11 protein-coding genes are annotated in these 16,153 nt (G+C 66.5%); 10 read left to right on the forward strand and 1 reads right to left on the reverse strand.

Annotated features, from left to right (window positions below):
* Positions 1–16: 16 nt before the first annotated feature.
* Positions 17–1,063 carry a type VI secretion system protein TssA gene (gene tssA / locus J4D52_RS11090; RefSeq protein WP_219736241.1) on the reverse strand — a complete coding sequence of 349 codons (1,047 nt, stop codon included), beginning with the start codon at positions 1,061–1,063 and terminating at the stop codon, positions 17–19.
* Positions 1,064–1,428: 365 nt separating this feature from the next.
* Between tssA and tagH the strand changes: the two genes are divergently transcribed.
* The 10 genes from tagH (at position 1,429) to J4D52_RS11140 (ending at position 16,128) form a co-directional block, all read left to right on the forward strand.
* Complete coding sequence (gene tagH / locus J4D52_RS11095) at positions 1,429–2,838, forward strand: type VI secretion system-associated FHA domain protein TagH (protein ID WP_063431605.1); 1,410 nt, start codon at positions 1,429–1,431, stop codon at positions 2,836–2,838.
* A gap of 110 nt (positions 2,839–2,948) precedes the next feature.
* Positions 2,949–3,416, forward strand: coding sequence for a type VI secretion system lipoprotein TssJ (gene tssJ / locus J4D52_RS11100; RefSeq protein WP_102676941.1), 468 nt, complete (start codon positions 2,949–2,951; stop codon positions 3,414–3,416).
* A 21-nt stretch (positions 3,417–3,437) separates the two neighbouring features.
* Complete coding sequence (gene tssK / locus J4D52_RS11105; protein WP_102676940.1) at positions 3,438–4,772, forward strand: type VI secretion system baseplate subunit TssK; 1,335 nt, start codon at positions 3,438–3,440, stop codon at positions 4,770–4,772.
* Between the two features lie 6 nt (positions 4,773–4,778).
* A complete protein-coding gene (locus tag J4D52_RS11110; protein WP_102676939.1) occupies positions 4,779–6,146 on the forward strand; it encodes a DotU family type VI secretion system protein in 1,368 nt (455 codons plus the stop codon).
* Positions 6,143–9,655 (forward strand): type VI secretion system membrane subunit TssM, encoded by a 3,513-nt coding sequence (gene tssM, locus J4D52_RS11115; protein WP_102676938.1) that lies wholly within the window; start codon positions 6,143–6,145, stop codon positions 9,653–9,655. The genes J4D52_RS11110 and tssM overlap by 4 nt, the downstream gene beginning before the upstream one ends.
* Complete coding sequence (gene tagF, locus J4D52_RS11120; RefSeq protein ID WP_063431595.1) at positions 9,652–10,344, forward strand: type VI secretion system-associated protein TagF; 693 nt, start codon at positions 9,652–9,654, stop codon at positions 10,342–10,344. The genes tssM and tagF overlap by 4 nt, the downstream gene beginning before the upstream one ends.
* 61 nt (positions 10,345–10,405) lie before the next feature.
* On the forward strand, positions 10,406–11,131 hold the full coding sequence (locus J4D52_RS11125; RefSeq protein ID WP_063431593.1) for a PP2C family serine/threonine-protein phosphatase: 726 nt from the start codon (positions 10,406–10,408) through the stop codon (positions 11,129–11,131).
* A 34-nt stretch (positions 11,132–11,165) separates the two neighbouring features.
* The gene (locus tag J4D52_RS11130) at positions 11,166–14,225 is read left to right on the forward strand and encodes a serine/threonine-protein kinase (RefSeq protein ID WP_173678545.1); all 3,060 of its coding nucleotides are present in this window, start codon (positions 11,166–11,168) and stop codon (positions 14,223–14,225) included.
* On the forward strand, positions 14,225–14,941 hold the full coding sequence (locus J4D52_RS11135; protein ID WP_025810276.1) for an ABC transporter ATP-binding protein: 717 nt from the start codon (positions 14,225–14,227) through the stop codon (positions 14,939–14,941). The genes J4D52_RS11130 and J4D52_RS11135 overlap by 1 nt, the downstream gene beginning before the upstream one ends.
* The gene (locus J4D52_RS11140) at positions 14,941–16,128 is read left to right on the forward strand and encodes an ABC transporter permease (RefSeq protein ID WP_063431591.1); all 1,188 of its coding nucleotides are present in this window, start codon (positions 14,941–14,943) and stop codon (positions 16,126–16,128) included. The genes J4D52_RS11135 and J4D52_RS11140 overlap by 1 nt, the downstream gene beginning before the upstream one ends.
* Positions 16,129–16,153 lie beyond the last annotated feature (25 nt).

The following is a 16,153-nucleotide window of genomic DNA, read 5'->3' on the forward strand; positions in this document are numbered from 1 at the left end:
CGTCGGTTAAGCGTTTTCACTCGGACTGTTGCCCCTCAGGCCCGCGCAATTTTTCGAACTGGGAAAAGCCGTCCGGTATCAGGTTGCTCACGATGGTGGCGAAGTCCGCGCTGACCAGGCTCTTGGCGCGGCTCAGGAGCACGGGCACCGGGCTTGAGGGCTCGTGCCTGGTGTAGTAACTGAGGATGCGGTCGAGGCTGCGCAGCACATCGTCACGGTTGCCGATCTCGCCAGCGATGCGCGGCGGGGCGCCGGCGGAGGCCGTGGACATGGCGGTATCGACAGGCTCGCCGGCCTCCGCGACAGCGCTGGAAACGCCCGGCGCAGGGGCGTGCTCGGCGATGATTTGCACGGCATGCCGAAGCAGTTGCTTGATCGTGCCCAGGTCCGCGCCGCGGTTGGAACCGACCCGTTCGTTGACCTCACGCTCTATGGTCAACAGCGTGCCATGGGCATCGTTCAGGGCGGCGCGGCAGGCCTCCAGCTGTTCGCCCGCGCAGTCCTGGAAGGCTGCGCCGAGCTGGTCCGAGCTCAGGCTTTCACTGGCGAAGCGCTGCAAGCCCGCGGCATTCAGCGCGGCCCGCAGGCCAACGCTGCCAAAGGCCCGCGAGCTGAGCAGCGGCATGCCCCAGAGCAGGTGAATGACCGGTTCGGCGTTGAGGCCGGCGAGGGCGTTGATCCGGAAAGTGGGGTCATTGCCATCCTCTGCATCCAGCCTGGGATGCAGGTTGTCCCAATACTGCGCGAGCAGCTGTTGGATCAGCTGTAACCCTTGCACCAGGCCGGGCAAGCCTTGCAGGGCAATGGCGCTTTGCAGGAAGTAGTTGGCGATGCGCAGGTCTTTGCTGCGCTTGAACAGCTCGACGCAGAGGTCGCGCACCTGGCGCCATTCCGGTGGTGTGGCGGGCAACACGGAATCGCCCATCTGCCGTTCGGGTTGGCCTTGCGCCGCACGTTCAAGCTCAAGAAATGCGGCGTCGTACTCGAGGTCGCCGCCACAGGGGGAGTCGGGGGAAATGGTTTCCAACAAGTGCTGTACATCCACCACGGACGTGATCTCCATATCGGCCCGGCAATCGGCGCCCGTTCAGGGCGAGCGCACGACTAAATCCCTTTCCTGCGGATGAGTGTTCTATCCAGAGCCACTTTTTAGCGTTATCTCTGAACTCGACAATTGACCTGAAGTTTTAGCCCAGTTCAATTGTTGTCAAGAAACTCTCCGACCAGTGGGGTGAACACTGTGATGTTTGAAGATAGGTGGTCGCAGGTTATTTTTTAGTTTCTTTGGCTATAGGGCTTATTTGAAAAAAGCGAATATAAGCGCAGGAACTTTGACGACACCGAAATCTTTTAGGGGGCTATACTCGGCTTGCACTCGCTGGCATGCCCGAGTTGTGGTTATTGAGCAATACCTTACAAGGAGTTCTAATGCCGCTGCGTTTGACAATCACCAGTTATCACAAGCTGACTCCCGGCCAACGCGCGGAGTTCGAGCTTGATCGCGGTGAGCTGAAAATCGGCCGCAACCCCGAGAACGACTGGATACTTCCAGACCCGGAGCGCCTGGTGTCCGGCCAGCATTGCGTCATTCAGCTGCGTGACGGCACCTACTACCTGACCGACACCAGCACCAACGGCGTACATCTGGTGAATGCCGGCGTGCGCATGCATCGCGGCAACAGCGAACCCTTGCAGGACGGCGAACTGCTGCGCGTCGGCGAGTACGACATCCTGGTGCAGATCAACGGCGCCCCACAGATCATCAACGGCGCGCCCGGGATGAACGATCCCTTTACCGGCTTCGATGCGCTGATGCAGCGCCAGGCGCCTGGCGAGATTCCTGGCGCGGCTACGGCGCCCCCCGGCAGGGTACAGATCCAGGCGGGCGGTTCGCCCCTGGACACCAAGCCCGACCTGTTCGATTTTCTCGCGTCCCCGGCGGTGCCCCCACCGGCCCTGGCCGACCACGTGCCGCCCGAGCGCCATGATTTTCGCCCGCCAGAACCACAACGCCCCAGCGCCCCCCAGGCCAGCGAAACCGGCGCGGCAGCAGCGATTCCGGCGGATTGGGACCCCTTCGCCGAACTGGGTGCGGGCCGGGCGTCCGTGGCGCCGGTCACTGTGCAAGCCACTGCGCAGGCCCAGCCGCAACCATTGCCAGCGGCACCGGAGAGCATGGCCAGCAGCGCACCCGAGCCGGCCGTGCCGCGGGCTGCGGTTGCGGCTCCAGCACCTGCCACCGGGAGCGGCGACGAGGTGCTGGAAGCCTTTCTCAGGGGCGCGGGGCTCGAGCAATTGCGTATCGACAGAGGCGAAACCCGCGCCCAAATGGAGGCCATTGGCCGCAGCTACCGGCATATGGTCGAGGGGTTGATCGAGGTACTGCGCGCCCGTGCCAGCCTCAAGGGTGAGTTCCGCATGGCCCAGACCATGATCCGCCCGGTGGAGAACAACCCCCTCAAATTCGCCCCCAATGTCGATGAGGCGCTGCTGCTGTTGCTGCGTTCCGGTAACCAGGCCTTCATGCCGGCCGACCAGGCGATCAAGGAAAGCTTCGACGACCTGAAAGCGCATCAACTGGCCGTCATGGCAGGCGTGCAAGCCTCGATCAAGCACCTGCTCAAGCGTTTTCAGCCGGCGGTACTGGAAGCGCGTTTAAGTCAACCTTCGGGGATTGGCGCTTTGCTGCCGGGTAGACGTCAAGCGCAATACTGGGAGTTGTTCACGGAACTCTATGCGAATATTTCCAGAGAGGCTGAAGACGATTTCGAGGATTTGTTCGGGCGCGAATTCAGTCGCGCTTATGAAGAACAAAGTTCCAAGTTGTGCAAAGGCTAAGTGCCATCAGTTAGTTGGATGCAGGCTAATGGCTATTAAATAGTGAGTTGATCTTGTTTGGCTATCGGTAGTTTCGATTTGGAATAATAAATGTCAGTGAGGACGACGACATGCCAAAGTTCTTGTTGTTCGCAACAGTACTACTGCTGACTGCCTGCGCTTCGAGTCCGCCGCCCCTTACTCCTACTGTCGTTGTCATGCATATCCAGGCTGCTGCCGATCTGAATCTTTCGGCGGGCGGCCAGGCGACGCCCGTGCGGGTGCGCTTGTATGAGTTGAAGAGCGGTGCGGTCTTCAGTCGCGCCGACTATTTCTCCCTGGTGAATGCCACCAGCGCGACCTTGTCCACGGACCTGGTGGCGCAGGACGAATTGCTGGTCCAGCCGGGTCAACAACTGACCCTGGAGCGCAAGCTCGACGAGCAAAGCCGTTTGCTCGGCCTGGTGGTGTCCTACCGCGAACTGGACAGCGCCGTGTGGCGCCAGATGGTCAGTATCCCGAGCAATGAAACCACGCCATTGACGGTTTCCCTGACGGCCAGGGCGATCAGCGCGGCAGCCACGAAGCCCGTGAATTAATTCTGTCGAGGAAGCCCGTCCATGTCCTGGAATAACCGTGTGGTGTGGTCCGAAGGAATGTTTCTGCGGCCGCAGCATCTCCAGCAGCATGATCGCTACATGGAAGCCCTGATCGATGGCCGTTGCCGCCCGTTGAGCGCGGGGGGCTGGGGGTTCTCCGAGCTGCGTATCGACGAGTCCCTGCTCAGCCAGGGCAAGGTGGCGATTGTCAGCGCGCGTGGGGTGCTACCCGATGGCACGCCTTTCGACATTCCCGGCGACGATCTGCCGCCGCCGCCGCTGAACGTGAACGACAACCTGCGCGATGCGCAGGTCTTTCTGGGCTTGCCGCTCAAGCGTGCCGGCAGCCGCGACACCGTGGGGGAGGGCGAGGCACCGGGCGGTGCGCGCTACATCAGCCAGGTGCGGGAAGTGCGCGATGACAACGCCGCCTTCGAGAGCCGGGCGTCACTGGCGATCGGCGGCAAAGCCCTGCGCCTGCTGACCGAGCGCGACGGCCTCGGCGAATATGCCTGCCTCGGTGTGATCCGGGTCCTGGAAAAACGCGCGGACAACGCCGTGCAAGTCGACGACGACTATATCCCGCCGCTGCTCGATGTGGCCGCCTCCAGCGTGCTGGCGGCCTTTCGCCAGGAGTTGCAAGGCTTGTTGCACCAGCGCGGCGAGGCCCTGGCGGGAAGGGTGGTGGCCTCGGGGGCCGGCGGTGCCTCGGAGATCGCCGACTTTCTACTGCTGCAACTGGTCAATCGCGCCGAGCCCTTGCTCAGCCACCTGGCCCGCTTGAGCCCCTTGCACCCGCAGGACTTCTACCGCGAGGCGGTCTGCCTGGCGGGGGAGTTCGCCACCTTTTCCGCGGCCGGGCGTCGCCCCAGCGACTACCCGGCCTATGCCCACGACGACCTGGCGAGCAGCTTCGCCCCGGTGATGCATGACCTGCGGCAAGCCTTGTCGATGGTCATCGATACCCGCGCCACGCCGATTCCCATCGTCGAGAAGTCCTACGGCGTGCATGTGGCGATGCTGGCCGACAAGAGCCTGCTGGAAATGGCCAGCTTCATCCTGGTGGTGCGGGCCGACGTGCCGGCAGAAACCCTGCGCACCCATTTCCCCCAGCAGGCCAAGATCGGCTCGGTGGAACACATCCGCGACCTGGTCAATCTGCAGTTGCCAGGCATTGCCTTGCTGTCCATGCCCGTGGCGCCGCGGCAGATTCCCTATCACGCAGGTTCGAGCTATTTCGAACTGGACCGTGGTAGCGAGCACTGGAAACAGTTGACCCATTCAGGTGGTTTCGCCTTTCACATTGCCGGCCAGTTCCCGGGCCTGAACCTGGCCTTCTGGGCCATCCGAGGATAGTTCGCCATGCACCCGATCGATGATCCCTTCGGCAGTTCTGGCATAGGCGGCACTTCAGGCGGCGCCTCGCCGGGCGGCAACGACCATACCCTGATCATGCCGCGGCCCGGCGGGCGCCCCCTCGATGCCTCTGCCCCAAGGAAGGATGGCGCCAGCGCTGCCGACCCGCACATTGCGATGCCGGGCGCGCCGGTGGCGAGCAGCCTGGCCCAGGGCCTCAACCCGCTGGAGCGGGCGGCGGGCCCGATATTGGCGTTGCTGACCCGCCTGCGCAGCACCCTGGCGCACCCGCAACCGGCCAGCCTGCGCGCCCAGTTGCTGGCCTACCTGCGCCAGTTCGAGGAGCAGGCGCGCGCCGCCGGCGTCGCCCAGGACGAGGTGATGCTCAGCCGTTATGTGCTCTGTACCGCGCTGGACGAGGCGGTGCTCAGCACTCCCTGGGGCAGTACCAGCGACTGGGGCAAGCAGAGCCTGCTGATCACCCTGCACAACGAAGCCTGGGGCGGCGAAAAAGTCTTCCAGCTGCTCGAGCACTGCCTGCAGAACCCCCAGCAGCGCCTGCACATTCTCGAGCTGCTGTACCTCTGTATCTGCCTGGGCTTCGAGGGCCGTTACCGGGTCATGAATGACGGCCGCAGCCAGCTGGAGGCCCTGCGTGAACGCACCAGCGCGACCATTCGCAGCGTGCGCGGCGAATTCGAGCGCGAGCTGTCGCCGCACTGGCGGGGGCTTAGCGTGGCGCGCGATCGCTTGTCGCAATTCCTGCCGCCCTGGGTTGGCGTGGCCATCTGCCTGGCCCTGCTGTTGCTGCTGCTGTTCGGCTTGCGCCTGAAGCTGGCGGCCGACGCCGAGCCGGTGTTTCGCAATATTCACGCCCTGGGCGAGATCCCGGTGCAAAGCATCGACCGTCCGCCGCAGCAGCCCAGGTTGATCGAACGCCCACGCCTGGCGCGCTTCCTCGCCGAGGACATCAAGGCCCAGCGCGTTGCCGTGGAGGATGCGCTGGATCGCTCGGTGGTGACCATTCGTGGCGACGAGTTGTTCGCCTCGGGCAGCGCGAGCATTTCCGAACAGTTGCAGCCCTTGCTGCTACGGGTCGCCGATGCCTTGCGCCAGGTCAAGGGCACGGTGCAGGTCACCGGGCACAGCGATAACCGACCGATCGCCACCTTGCGCTACCCCTCGAACTGGAAGCTGTCGCAGGACCGGGCGCAGCAAGTGATGGAGATCCTCGCCGCCCGCAGCGGGCAACCCGAGCGTTTCACCGCCGAAGGCCGCAGCGACGCCGAACCTGTGGCCTCGAATGACAGCCCCGCCGGGCGCGCCAAGAACAGGCGCGTGGAGATTACCGTTCTCGCGGAGGGTAACCAGTGAAGACCTTTTTCAATTTCCTGGTGCGCTGGGTGGTGCCGCTGCTTGGCCTGCTCGCCCTGAGCCTGGTGATCTGGTTCCTCGGCCCGCTGATCGTCGTCGCCGGCCATGAACCCTTGGCCTCGGCGGCCGTACGCTGGGCGCTGATCGCCCTGTTGTTCCTGGCCTGGATCGGCATGCGCGTATTGCGCATCGTCCAGGCCCGGCGCAACGCCGCCAAGGTCATGCAGGGCCTGGCGGCGGTGGCCCCGGATGCGGCCAGCGTCGCCACCGCCGAAGAGCTGGCGACCCTCAAGCAACGCATGGACGAAGCGCTGCAATTGCTCAAGCGCAGCAAGCTTGGCGGTAACGAGCGGCGGACCCTGTACGAACTGCCCTGGTACGTGATCATCGGCCCGCCGGGCTCGGGCAAGACCACCGCGCTGGTCAACTCCGGGCTGCACTTTCCGTTGGCCGAACAGATGGGCGGCGGGGCGATTCGCGGTGTCGGCGGTACGCGCAACTGCGACTGGTGGTTCACCGACGAAGCGGTGCTGCTGGACACCGCCGGGCGCTACACCACCCAGGATAGCCATGCGGCGGTGGACAAGGCGGCCTGGCTGGGCTTTCTCGACCTGTTGAAGAACCAGCGCAAGCGCCGGCCGATCGATGGCGTCTTCGTCGCCATCAGCCTGTCCGACCTGCTATTGGGCAGCGAGGCCGAGCGCAGTGCCCATGCCCGTGCCATCCGCACGCGGGTGCAGGAGTTGTACAGCCAGCTCGGTGTGCGTTTCCCGATCTACGTGATGCTCACCAAGTTCGACCTGGTGCCGGGGTTCATGGAGTTCTTCGACGCGCTGAGCAAGGAAGAACGGGCCCAGGTCTGGGGCGTCACCTTCGCCCTGGACGATGGCAAGAACCCCCAGGGCCCGCTGGCCCGTTTCGACGAGGAATTCACCGCCCTTGAGGCGCGTCTTACCGAGCGCTTGGTGGAACGCCTGCAACAGGAGCGCGACCCCAACCGACGCGATCTGATCTACGGCTTCATCCAGCAGTTCGCGGCGTTGCGTCACAACCTGGCGTCCTTCCTCGAGGGGGTGTTCAAGCCCAATCCCTATGAAGAACGTGCGCTGTTGCGCGGGCTTTACTTCACCAGCGGCACCCAGGAAGGCAGCCCCATCGACCGCCTGATCGGCAGCATGGCGCAAAGCATGAACCTGGATCGCCAGCACCTGGCGCGCCAGACCGGCACAGGTCGCAGTTACTTCATCACCCGCTTGTTCCGCGATGTCGCCTTCGGCGAGCGCGGCCTGGTCGGCAGCAACCCCAAGGTCGAGCGCCGGCATCGCTGGATCACCCGTGGGGTACTCGCCGCCAGTGCCGTGGTATTGCTTGCGGTGACGGCGATCTGGGTCGCCAGCTACCGCGCCAACCAGGCCTATATCGCCGAGGTGGATTCTCGCCTGGCGCCACTCAAGGGGCAGGTCGAATCCCTCAGCCCGGCGCAGCGCGAGGTACTCGCCGTGCTGCCACTGCTCAATGCCATTCGCCATGTCGCCGACTATCCGCTGTCCTGGGCCGAAGGCTATGGCCTGTACCAGGGCGACATGCTTGGCGCCGAAGCCGCCAGCGTGTACCGCAAGCTGCTGATCGCGGTGCTGGCGCCGCGTCTGCTGACACGCATCGAGGAACAGTTGCGCAGCGGCGGCAACACGGAGTTTCTCTACGAAGGTCTCAAGGCCTACCTGATGCTGGCCAGCGCCGAGCACTATGACGCCGATGCCATCAAGACCTGGATCAACCTCGACTGGGACCACAGCCTGCCGCGCGACCTGGCCCCGGAACAGCGGCTGGCCCTGGCGGAGCATCTCAATGCGCTGTTCGCCCACAAGCCGCCACCGGCGAGGCTGGATGAAGCACTGCTCGCTGACCTGCGTCGGCAGTTGCAGCAGATGTCCGTGGCGCAGCGGGTCTACAACCGGGTGAAACGCCAGAAACTGCCCGAGGGCATCGCGGATTTCCGCCTCAGCGAAGCGGCCGGGCGCGATGCCGCCCTGGTGTTCACGCGCAAGAGCGGCAAGCCGCTGAACGATCCGTTGTCCGGTTTCTATACCTACCGCGGCTACCGCCAGGCGTTCATGGTCGCCAGCCTCAGCCAGTCCGGCGCCCTGGCCGAGGAACAATGGGTACTCGGCCGGCCACTGAACGACAACCAGGACGTCGCCAGCCTGGCCCTGGAGGTGCGTGCCCTGTACTTCCAGGACTTCCTCAACCAATGGGAAACCCTGCTCGGCGATCTCGACTTCGTCGCGATCAACAGCATCGCCCAGGCCGCCGATGTGTTGCGGGTGCTCTCCGGGCCAAACTCGCCACTGAAGAAACTGCTCGATGCGGTGGCCAGGGAAACCAACCTGCAACAAGAGGATCGCCTGCTGGCCGAGAAGCTCAAGGCCGCCGACGGCACAGTGGACAAACTCAAGCAGCAGCTCGGCTCGCTGGTCGGCCAGGCGGCCGAGGACGATTCGCCGGCAGCCTCGCAGGTCGATCCCATCACCGCGCGCTTCGCCGAGCTCAATAGCCTGGTGGCCACCCAGGGGGATGGGCCAGCGCCGATCGACGATCTGCTGGCCCAGCTCAATGAGCTCTATGTGCAGGCCAGCGCCATGAGCGGCGCCAGCGGCGAGGCCTTGCTGGGCGAGGCGAAGAACCAGGCGGTGGCCACGGCATCGCGGGTCAAACTCAGCGCCGAACGCCAGCCGCCATTGGTACAGAAACTGGTCAACTCGGTGGTCAGCGCCACCACCGGCAGCATGATGGGCAGCATCCGCACCCAGCTGAACGCGGCCTGGGTCAGTGAGGTGGTAAATGTCTACCGCCAGTCCCTGGCCGGCCGTTATCCCTTGGTCAACTCCAGTTCGCGGGAGGCCACCCTGGAGGACTTCGGCAACTTCTTCGGCGTGGGCGGGGTGATGGACAACTACTTCCGCAAGTACCTGCAGCCCTACGTCAACACCTCGACCAGCAACTGGCGCTGGCAGCCGGGCGCCGCGGAAAAGCTCGGCATAGGCCCGGGCGTGCTGCAAACCTTCCAACGCGCCGCAGCCATTCGCGATGCCTACTTCCGCTCTGGAGGCACCCAGCCGACGGTGCGCTTCGAACTCAAGCCCGTGGCGATGGACGCCTCCATCAGCCAGTTCCTGCTCGATCTGGACGGCCAGCAGCTCAGCTACGACCATGGCCCCAGCCGGCCGATGGCGATGCAATGGCCCAGCCCCAACAGCCTGGGGGTGGTGCGCCTGTCCGTTACGCCGCCCACCAGCACCGGGCGTTCGGGGTTGACCCTGGAAGGGCCCTGGGCCTGGTTTCGCTTGCTGGAACAGTCCGACCTGACCCAGGGCAACGCCCCGGACCGCTTCACCCTGCGCATGCGCGTCGACACTGCGAGTATCTCCTGCGAACTGCGCGCCAGCAGCGCGTTCAACCCGTTCAAGGGCCGGCTGGTGTCCGGCTTCAGCTTGCCGGAGCGCTTGTGAGCAGCCCGGGTTTCTACGGCAAGCTGGCCGGCCGCGGGGATTTCATCCACCGCGGCCTGTCGCCGACCTTTATCGAGCGCTGGGATGCCTGGCTCTCCGCCGGCATGGCCACCAGCCAGGCGCAACTGGGGGCGGATTGGCTGGATGCCTACCTGGTCAGCCCGCTGTGGCGCTTTGCCGTGGCGCCGGGCCTGCTCGGCAGTGAGGCGGTGGTGGGGGTGATGATGCCCAGCGTCGACCGGGTCGGGCGCTACTTCCCGCTGACCATAGCGCTGCTGCTGGAGGCCGAGACCGATCTGGGCGCGCTGGTGGCCGGCCCGGATGACTGGTTCGAGGCCGCCGAGGCCCTGTTGCTCTCGACCCTGGAGCCTGAGGCCGATGTCGAGGCCTTCGAGGCCGCGGTGCCGGCCCTCGGTAGCCCGGTCTGTAGCGCGCCGGCGCTGGGCAGGCAGGCGCTGGAAGGGCAGATGCGCTTCGTCGCCACTACTGCGGCGGCGCGCGGGGCGGTGCTGATGCAGCACGCCTGCGAGGGCGCGAGCCTCTGGTGGGGCAAGGGCTCCGGGCGGGTCGCCGCTGGCCTGCTGCGCTGCCAGGGGTTGCCGGCGGCGCAGGATTTCAGCGGTTTTCTGCTGGGCGAGGGCGGCTGCGCGTCGCTTGCGCACACCCTGCAGTTCGATTTCGGGAGCTGATTGCGGGAACTGATTTTGGGAGCTGATTTTTGGGAAGCAGGGCCATTTCGGGAGCCAGGGCATGTCGTCAACCGTAACGCGTTACGAATCCGCCAGCCACAGCCATGTCGGCATGGTGCGTCAGGTCAACGAGGACGCCTGCCTGGATGCGGTGCAAGCCGGCCTCTGGGTGGTGGCCGACGGCATGGGCGGGTATGCGGCGGGCGATTTCGTCAGCAGCCTGATCGTCGATACGCTGCGCGCCATCCCGCCCGAGCCCTCCTTGCCGGCCTATGTCCAGGCGTTGCGGGCGGGGCTGGAGCAGGCCAACGCGGCGGTTCGCCAGGAAACCGCACAGCGCGGGGTCGGCATCATGGGCAGCACCCTGGTGCTGCTGGCCGCCCGAGGCGCCGACGCCACCTGCCTGTGGGCCGGCGACAGCCGCCTGTATCGCCTGCGCGAGGGCCAGCTGGAGGTCATCAGCCACGACCACAGTTATGTCCAGGAGTTGCTGGACAGCAGGCTGCTCAGCGAGGACGAGGCGCGGGAGCACCCCATGGCCAACATCGTCACCCGCGCCGTGGGCACCCAGGATTGGCTGGAACTCTCGGCCGTGGACCTGGAGGTGCGCCCCGGCGACAGCTTCCTGCTGTGCAGCGACGGGCTGACCAAGACCGTCGAGGACCATGAACTGCGCGAGGTGCTGGGCAACGCGAGCCCCTATGAGGTGGTCCGCAGCCTGGTGCACCTGGGGCTGACCCGGGGCGCTCCCGACAACATCACGGCGGTAGTCGTCAATGCCCATTGAAAACGCATCGACTGAAGAACGCTCGAGCCTGGACATGGAGATTCCAGGCTATGCGATCGAGCGCGAGCTGGGCGATGGCGCCATGGCCACCGTCTACCTGGCGACCCAGCGCTCGCTGGAGCGCAAGGTGGCGCTCAAGGTCATGGCCGCCGCGCTGGCCGCCGACCGCAGCTTCTGCGAGCGCTTCCTGCGCGAGGGCAAGACCCTGGCGCGGCTCTCCCACCCGCACACAGTGACCATCTACGACATCGGCAATGTCGGCCACTTCTACTACATGGCCATGGAGTACCTGCCGAACGGCACCCTGAAGGAGCGGATCGCCGAGGGGCTCAGCGCGGAGCAGGGCCTGGTCTACCTGCGCCAGATCGCCCTGGCCCTGGGTTATGCCCATGCCCAGGGGCTGGTGCACCGAGACGTCAAGCCGGCCAATATCCTGTTCCGCGCCAACGGTTCGGCGGTGCTCTCGGACTTCGGCATCGCCAAGTCCCTGGAGGACCGCACCCAGTTCACCCAGGCCGGTTTCGCCGTGGGCACACCCAGCTACATGAGTCCGGAACAGGCCCGCGGCCAGCAGATCGATGGCCGCGCCGACCTCTACGCCCTGGGGGTGGTGTTCTACGAGATACTCACCGGCAAGCTGCCCTATACCGGTAGCGACTCGCTGTCCACGGCCCTGGCCCACTTGACCGAGCCGCTGCCCGAACTGCCCATGACCCACGGCCGTTACCAGGGGATTCTGCGCAAGCTGCTGGCCAAGGACCCGGCCGAGCGCTTTGCCGATGCCGATGCCCTGATCGCCGCGCTGGACCATCTACCGCCCGCCGGGCCGGCCGATACCGAGGCGACGCAGATCCGCCCGCTGCCGTTGCCGCCTGCTGCGGCCGCCGGCCAATCCGGGGCGACCGACCTGGGCGGGCTGACGCCGGTTTCCCTCGACATGCCGCCGCTCGCCGCGCCGGAGCCCGAGCCGGCCGCCACGGCCAGGCCCGCACCGGCCGCAAGCCTCGGCGCCAAGTCGCCGGCCGGGTCGCGCAGGCCGTCGTTAGCGCTGCTCGGTGTGGCCGTGGCCGGCGCACTGGCCCTGGCTGGCGGGGGCTACTGGTGGCTGCGCTCGGCGCCGCCGGCGGAATCGCAAGACGGCCAGGTCGAGGCCAAAAAAACGCCGGCTGGCGTGGTGCAGGACTCGCCCGCCAAGACGGCCAGCGCAGCGCAACCGCCGCTGGCGACCAACGCTGATGGCGGCGACCGTCCGCTGTTGATGCCGGGCAAGAAAACCCTGTTCCAACGGGTGCTGAGCAAGCCCGGCGCACAGGTGTCCAGCCAGCCCGGGGCGGCGCCCAGCGGCGCAGCGCTGCCGGCGTTCTCGGTGCTGTATGTCTATCAGCGCAAGGCGGTGGCGGGTGGCAGCTGGCTGGAGGTCGGCGCCGCCAGCGATGGCCAGCGCGATGGCTGGTTGCCGGCCGAGCAGGTCAGCGACTGGAAGCAGAGCCTGGTGCTGAAGTTCACCGAGCGCTCCGGTCGTTCGCCGGTCATGTTCCTGCGCGACGTGAGCGGCCTCGAGCGGTTTCTGGCGAACACGGCGCAGGCCCGTAGCGCACTGCTCAAGGCCCAGAACGAAGGCAGCGTGGACCCGCAGATCGTCGCGCTGGAGCCTGCGGCCAGCGCCATTCCCCAGGACCAGTTCTACCTGCTGCCGATTTTTGAGGCCCGAGAGAGCTTCGATGCCAACGGCCAGCCGGTGCAACTGCTCAATGTGGCCTCCATCGACCCCGGCGACACGGCCCCGGGCAAGGCCAAGGGGGCGGGCAAAGTCGGCAGCGACGCCTTCCGCACGGCGATAGTGCTGGTGGTCGATACCTCGGTGTCGATGCAGCCCTACATCGACCGGGTACGCAAGGTGGTGCAGACGTTGCACCAGCAGATCGCCAGCCGTGGCGACCTGGACAGCGTCAGCTTCGGCCTGGTGGGGTTTCGCAGCAATGTCGAGAAGACCCCGGGCCTGGAATATGTGGCGCGCCCCCTGGTGAGCCTGGAGGAAGGCCGCGATCCGCAGCGCTTCCTCGAGCTGGCTGGCCAGGTCAAGGCCGCCCAGGTGTCCAGCCATGCCTTCAATGAGGATGCCTTCGCCGGTGTGATGGAGGCGGTCGAAGGCATGGACTGGAGCCCCTATGCCGGGCGGCTGATCCTGCTGGTCACCGACGCTGGCGCCCTGCGCAAGAACGATCCGCTGGGGCGTACCCAGATGAACGAAGCCGAGGTGCGCGAAGCCGCCCTCAGCAAACAGATCAAGATCTATGCGTTGCACTTGCGCACCGAGGCCGGCCGGAAAAACCATGACTTCGCCGAGCAGCAGTACCGCAGCCTGACGGCCGACGCCAACCCGCAGATCGGCGACCTCTACATTCCGGTGGCTGGCGGCGATGTCGGTCGCTTCGGCGACACAGTCACTGAGATCGGCTCGGTATTCGCCGAACAGGTGCATCAGGCGCGCAACAACCAGGTGCCCAGCCTGGCGCCGCCACAGGGGGCGCCGAGCGTCGCGAGCAAGGCCACGGCCATCGGCTACGCCATGCAGATGGACTTTCTCGGCCGCCGATCAGCCGTCCGTGCCCCGCAGCTGATCACCGCCTGGACTTCCGACCACGACCTGACCAACCCCTCGCTGCCGGCCTTCCAGGTCTGTGTGCTGCTGACCAAGCTGCAGCTCAACGACCTGCAGCAGTCGCTGAAACTGATCGTCGACGCGGCCCGCCGTACCCAGACCTCGCCCAAGGATTTCTTCCAGGAAATCGCCAGCGCCAGCGCCCACATGAGCCGCGATCCGACGCGGTTGAGGCAGGGCGGCAACCTGGTCGAAGGCGGCGTCCTCGGCGAGTACCTGGAGGGCCTGCCGTATCGCAGCAAATCGCTGACCATGACCCAGGACCTCTGGCTGTCCCTGAGCGTGGCCGAGCAGCAGGACTTCATCGACGAGCTGGAGTCGAAGATCCGCCTGTACGAGACCTTCCACAATGACATTGCCAACTGGGTCCGCTTCGGCGAGGCCCAGCCGGGCGATGCCCTGTACCGCGTGCCCCTGGCGACGCTGCCCTGATGCTCAAGCTCAGGGATATCCGCAAGACCCGCGGCGAGGGGCCACAGCGCTACAGCCTGGTGGTGCCCCAGCTCGACCTGCGGCCGGGCCAGCGCCTGGCCCTGGTGGGCCCCAGCGGCAGCGGCAAGAGCACCCTGCTGGACCTGTTGGCCCTGGTGCTGTCGCCGGACCCGGGCGGGGTCTTCGAATGCAGCATCGACGACCCTGCGCTGGATGTCGCCGGGCTCTGGCGCAGTGGCCGCCAGGATGTGCTGGCCGGGCTGCGCAGCCGGGTCATGGGCTATGTGCTGCAGACGGGCGGGTTGCTGGGTTTTCTCGACGTGCAGCGCAACATCGGCTTGTCGCGCTCGCTGCTCGGCCTGCCGGCCGATGCCACGGTCAGGCGCCTGGCCGAGCAGCTGGAAATCGCCGACCAACTGCACAAGCTGCCGGCGGCACTGTCCGTGGGCCAGCGCCAGCGGGTCAGCATCGCCCGGGCCCTGGCCCACGGGCCGAGCATAGTGCTGGCGGACGAGCCCACCGCCTCGCTGGACCCGCTGAACGCCGAACGGGTCATGCAACTGCTGGTGGCCCAGGCCGAGGAGCGCGGCGTGTGCATCCTGGTCGCCACCCATGACGAGGCGCTGGCCCGGCGCGCCGGGTTGCAGCTGCATCCCTTGCAGGTGCAGCGCGGCGCGGATGGCGGGGTCACCGCGACGCTGGCGGGAGGTGGCTGATGCGCCTTGCCCTGATGGCCCTGCTGGCCTGGCACGACTACCGCGCCGAGGTGCGCCTGTCGGCTTGCGCGGTCCTGGCCCTGGTCGCCGTGCTCGCGCCCTTGCTGGTGTTGTTCGGCCTCAAGTTCGGCCTGGTCAGCACCCTGACCGAACGCCTGGAGCGCGACCCCGCGGTGCGGGAGGTCGTGCCCATGGGCGGCGGGCGCTTCAGCGCCCAGGCCATCGCCGAACTGGCCACTCGTCCCGAGGTCGCCTTCGTCGTGCCGCGCACCCGGCAGATCGCCGCGACCGCCGATCTCTATCCGGACTCGGCCGCTCAGGCCCTGACGGTTGAGATGATCCCCACCGCCGCGGGCGACCCGCTGGTGGCGCCCGCGCTGCTGCTCCAGGCGCCGGACCAGATACTGCTCAGCCAGCGGGCGGCGGAGAAACTCGGGGTCCAGGGCGGCGATGTGCTGAGCGCCGCGTTCGGCCGTCAGGTAGCCGGGCGACAGGAATACCAGCGCACCCGCCTGCGGGTGCAGGGGGTCTTGCCACTCGCGGCCTTCCAGCGCGATGCGCTGTTCGCGCCCCTGGCCCTGCTGGAAGCCGCCGAAGACTACCGCGACGGCCTGGCCTGGCCCGGGCATGAGCCACAAGCGAACACGGCGCGGGTGTATCCGGGGTTTCGTCTTTACGCTGCGGACCTGGACGGCGTGGAGCGCTTGCGCCGGTATTTCGCCGAGCGCGGGCTTGAGGTCGCGACCCAGGCCGACGCCATCGCCCAGGTGCGCTCCCTCAGCCGCAACCTGACCCTGGTGTTCTGGATCATCGCCAGCCTGGCACTGGCCGGGGCCTTCGCGGCGATGACCGCCAGCGCCCTGGCCGCCGTCGAGCGCAAGCGCAGGGCCTTGTCGGTGTTGCGCCTGCTGGGCTTTTCGACAGGCGCCCTGGTCGCCTTCGTCGTGCTGCAGGCGCTGTACACCGGGGTGTTCGGCCTGCTGCTGGCCTGGGGCTTGTACGGCATGGCCGAAGCCGGGTTGAACCGGTTGTTCGCACCGGCGGCGGGGGAGTTCGCCTGCCGGCTGCTGCCGAGCCACTACCTGCTGGCGCTGCTGCTGACGTTGTTCTGCTGCCTGCTGGCGGCGGCCTCCGGTGGCTGGCGCGCGGCGCGGATCGAAGCATCGGAAGGACTGCGCGATGTCTAACTGGCTGAGGGTTCTGGTCCGGCTG

The organism is Pseudomonas sp. GW460-12-10-14-TSB1 (assembly GCF_017349775.1).
Lineage (GTDB): Bacteria > Pseudomonadota > Gammaproteobacteria > Pseudomonadales > Pseudomonadaceae > Aquipseudomonas > Aquipseudomonas piscium.

What these genes read in the sequence shown, in the direction of transcription:
- tssA (WP_219736241.1), bottom strand. Translation starts at nt 1,063, where the DNA reads ATGGAGATCACGTCCGTGGTGGATGTACAGCACTTGTTGGAAACCATT.
- tagH (WP_063431605.1), top strand. Translation starts at nt 1,429, where the DNA reads ATGCCGCTGCGTTTGACAATCACCAGTTATCACAAGCTGACTCCCGGC.
- tssJ (WP_102676941.1), top strand. Translation starts at nt 2,949, where the DNA reads ATGCCAAAGTTCTTGTTGTTCGCAACAGTACTACTGCTGACTGCCTGC.
- tssK (WP_102676940.1), top strand. Translation starts at nt 3,438, where the DNA reads ATGTCCTGGAATAACCGTGTGGTGTGGTCCGAAGGAATGTTTCTGCGG.
- J4D52_RS11110 (WP_102676939.1), top strand. Translation starts at nt 4,779, where the DNA reads ATGCACCCGATCGATGATCCCTTCGGCAGTTCTGGCATAGGCGGCACT.
- J4D52_RS11125 (WP_063431593.1), top strand. Translation starts at nt 10,406, where the DNA reads ATGTCGTCAACCGTAACGCGTTACGAATCCGCCAGCCACAGCCATGTC.
- J4D52_RS11130 (WP_173678545.1), top strand. Translation starts at nt 11,166, where the DNA reads ATGGAGATTCCAGGCTATGCGATCGAGCGCGAGCTGGGCGATGGCGCC.
- J4D52_RS11135 (WP_025810276.1), top strand. Translation starts at nt 14,225, where the DNA reads ATGCTCAAGCTCAGGGATATCCGCAAGACCCGCGGCGAGGGGCCACAG.
- J4D52_RS11140 (WP_063431591.1), top strand. Translation starts at nt 14,941, where the DNA reads ATGCGCCTTGCCCTGATGGCCCTGCTGGCCTGGCACGACTACCGCGCC.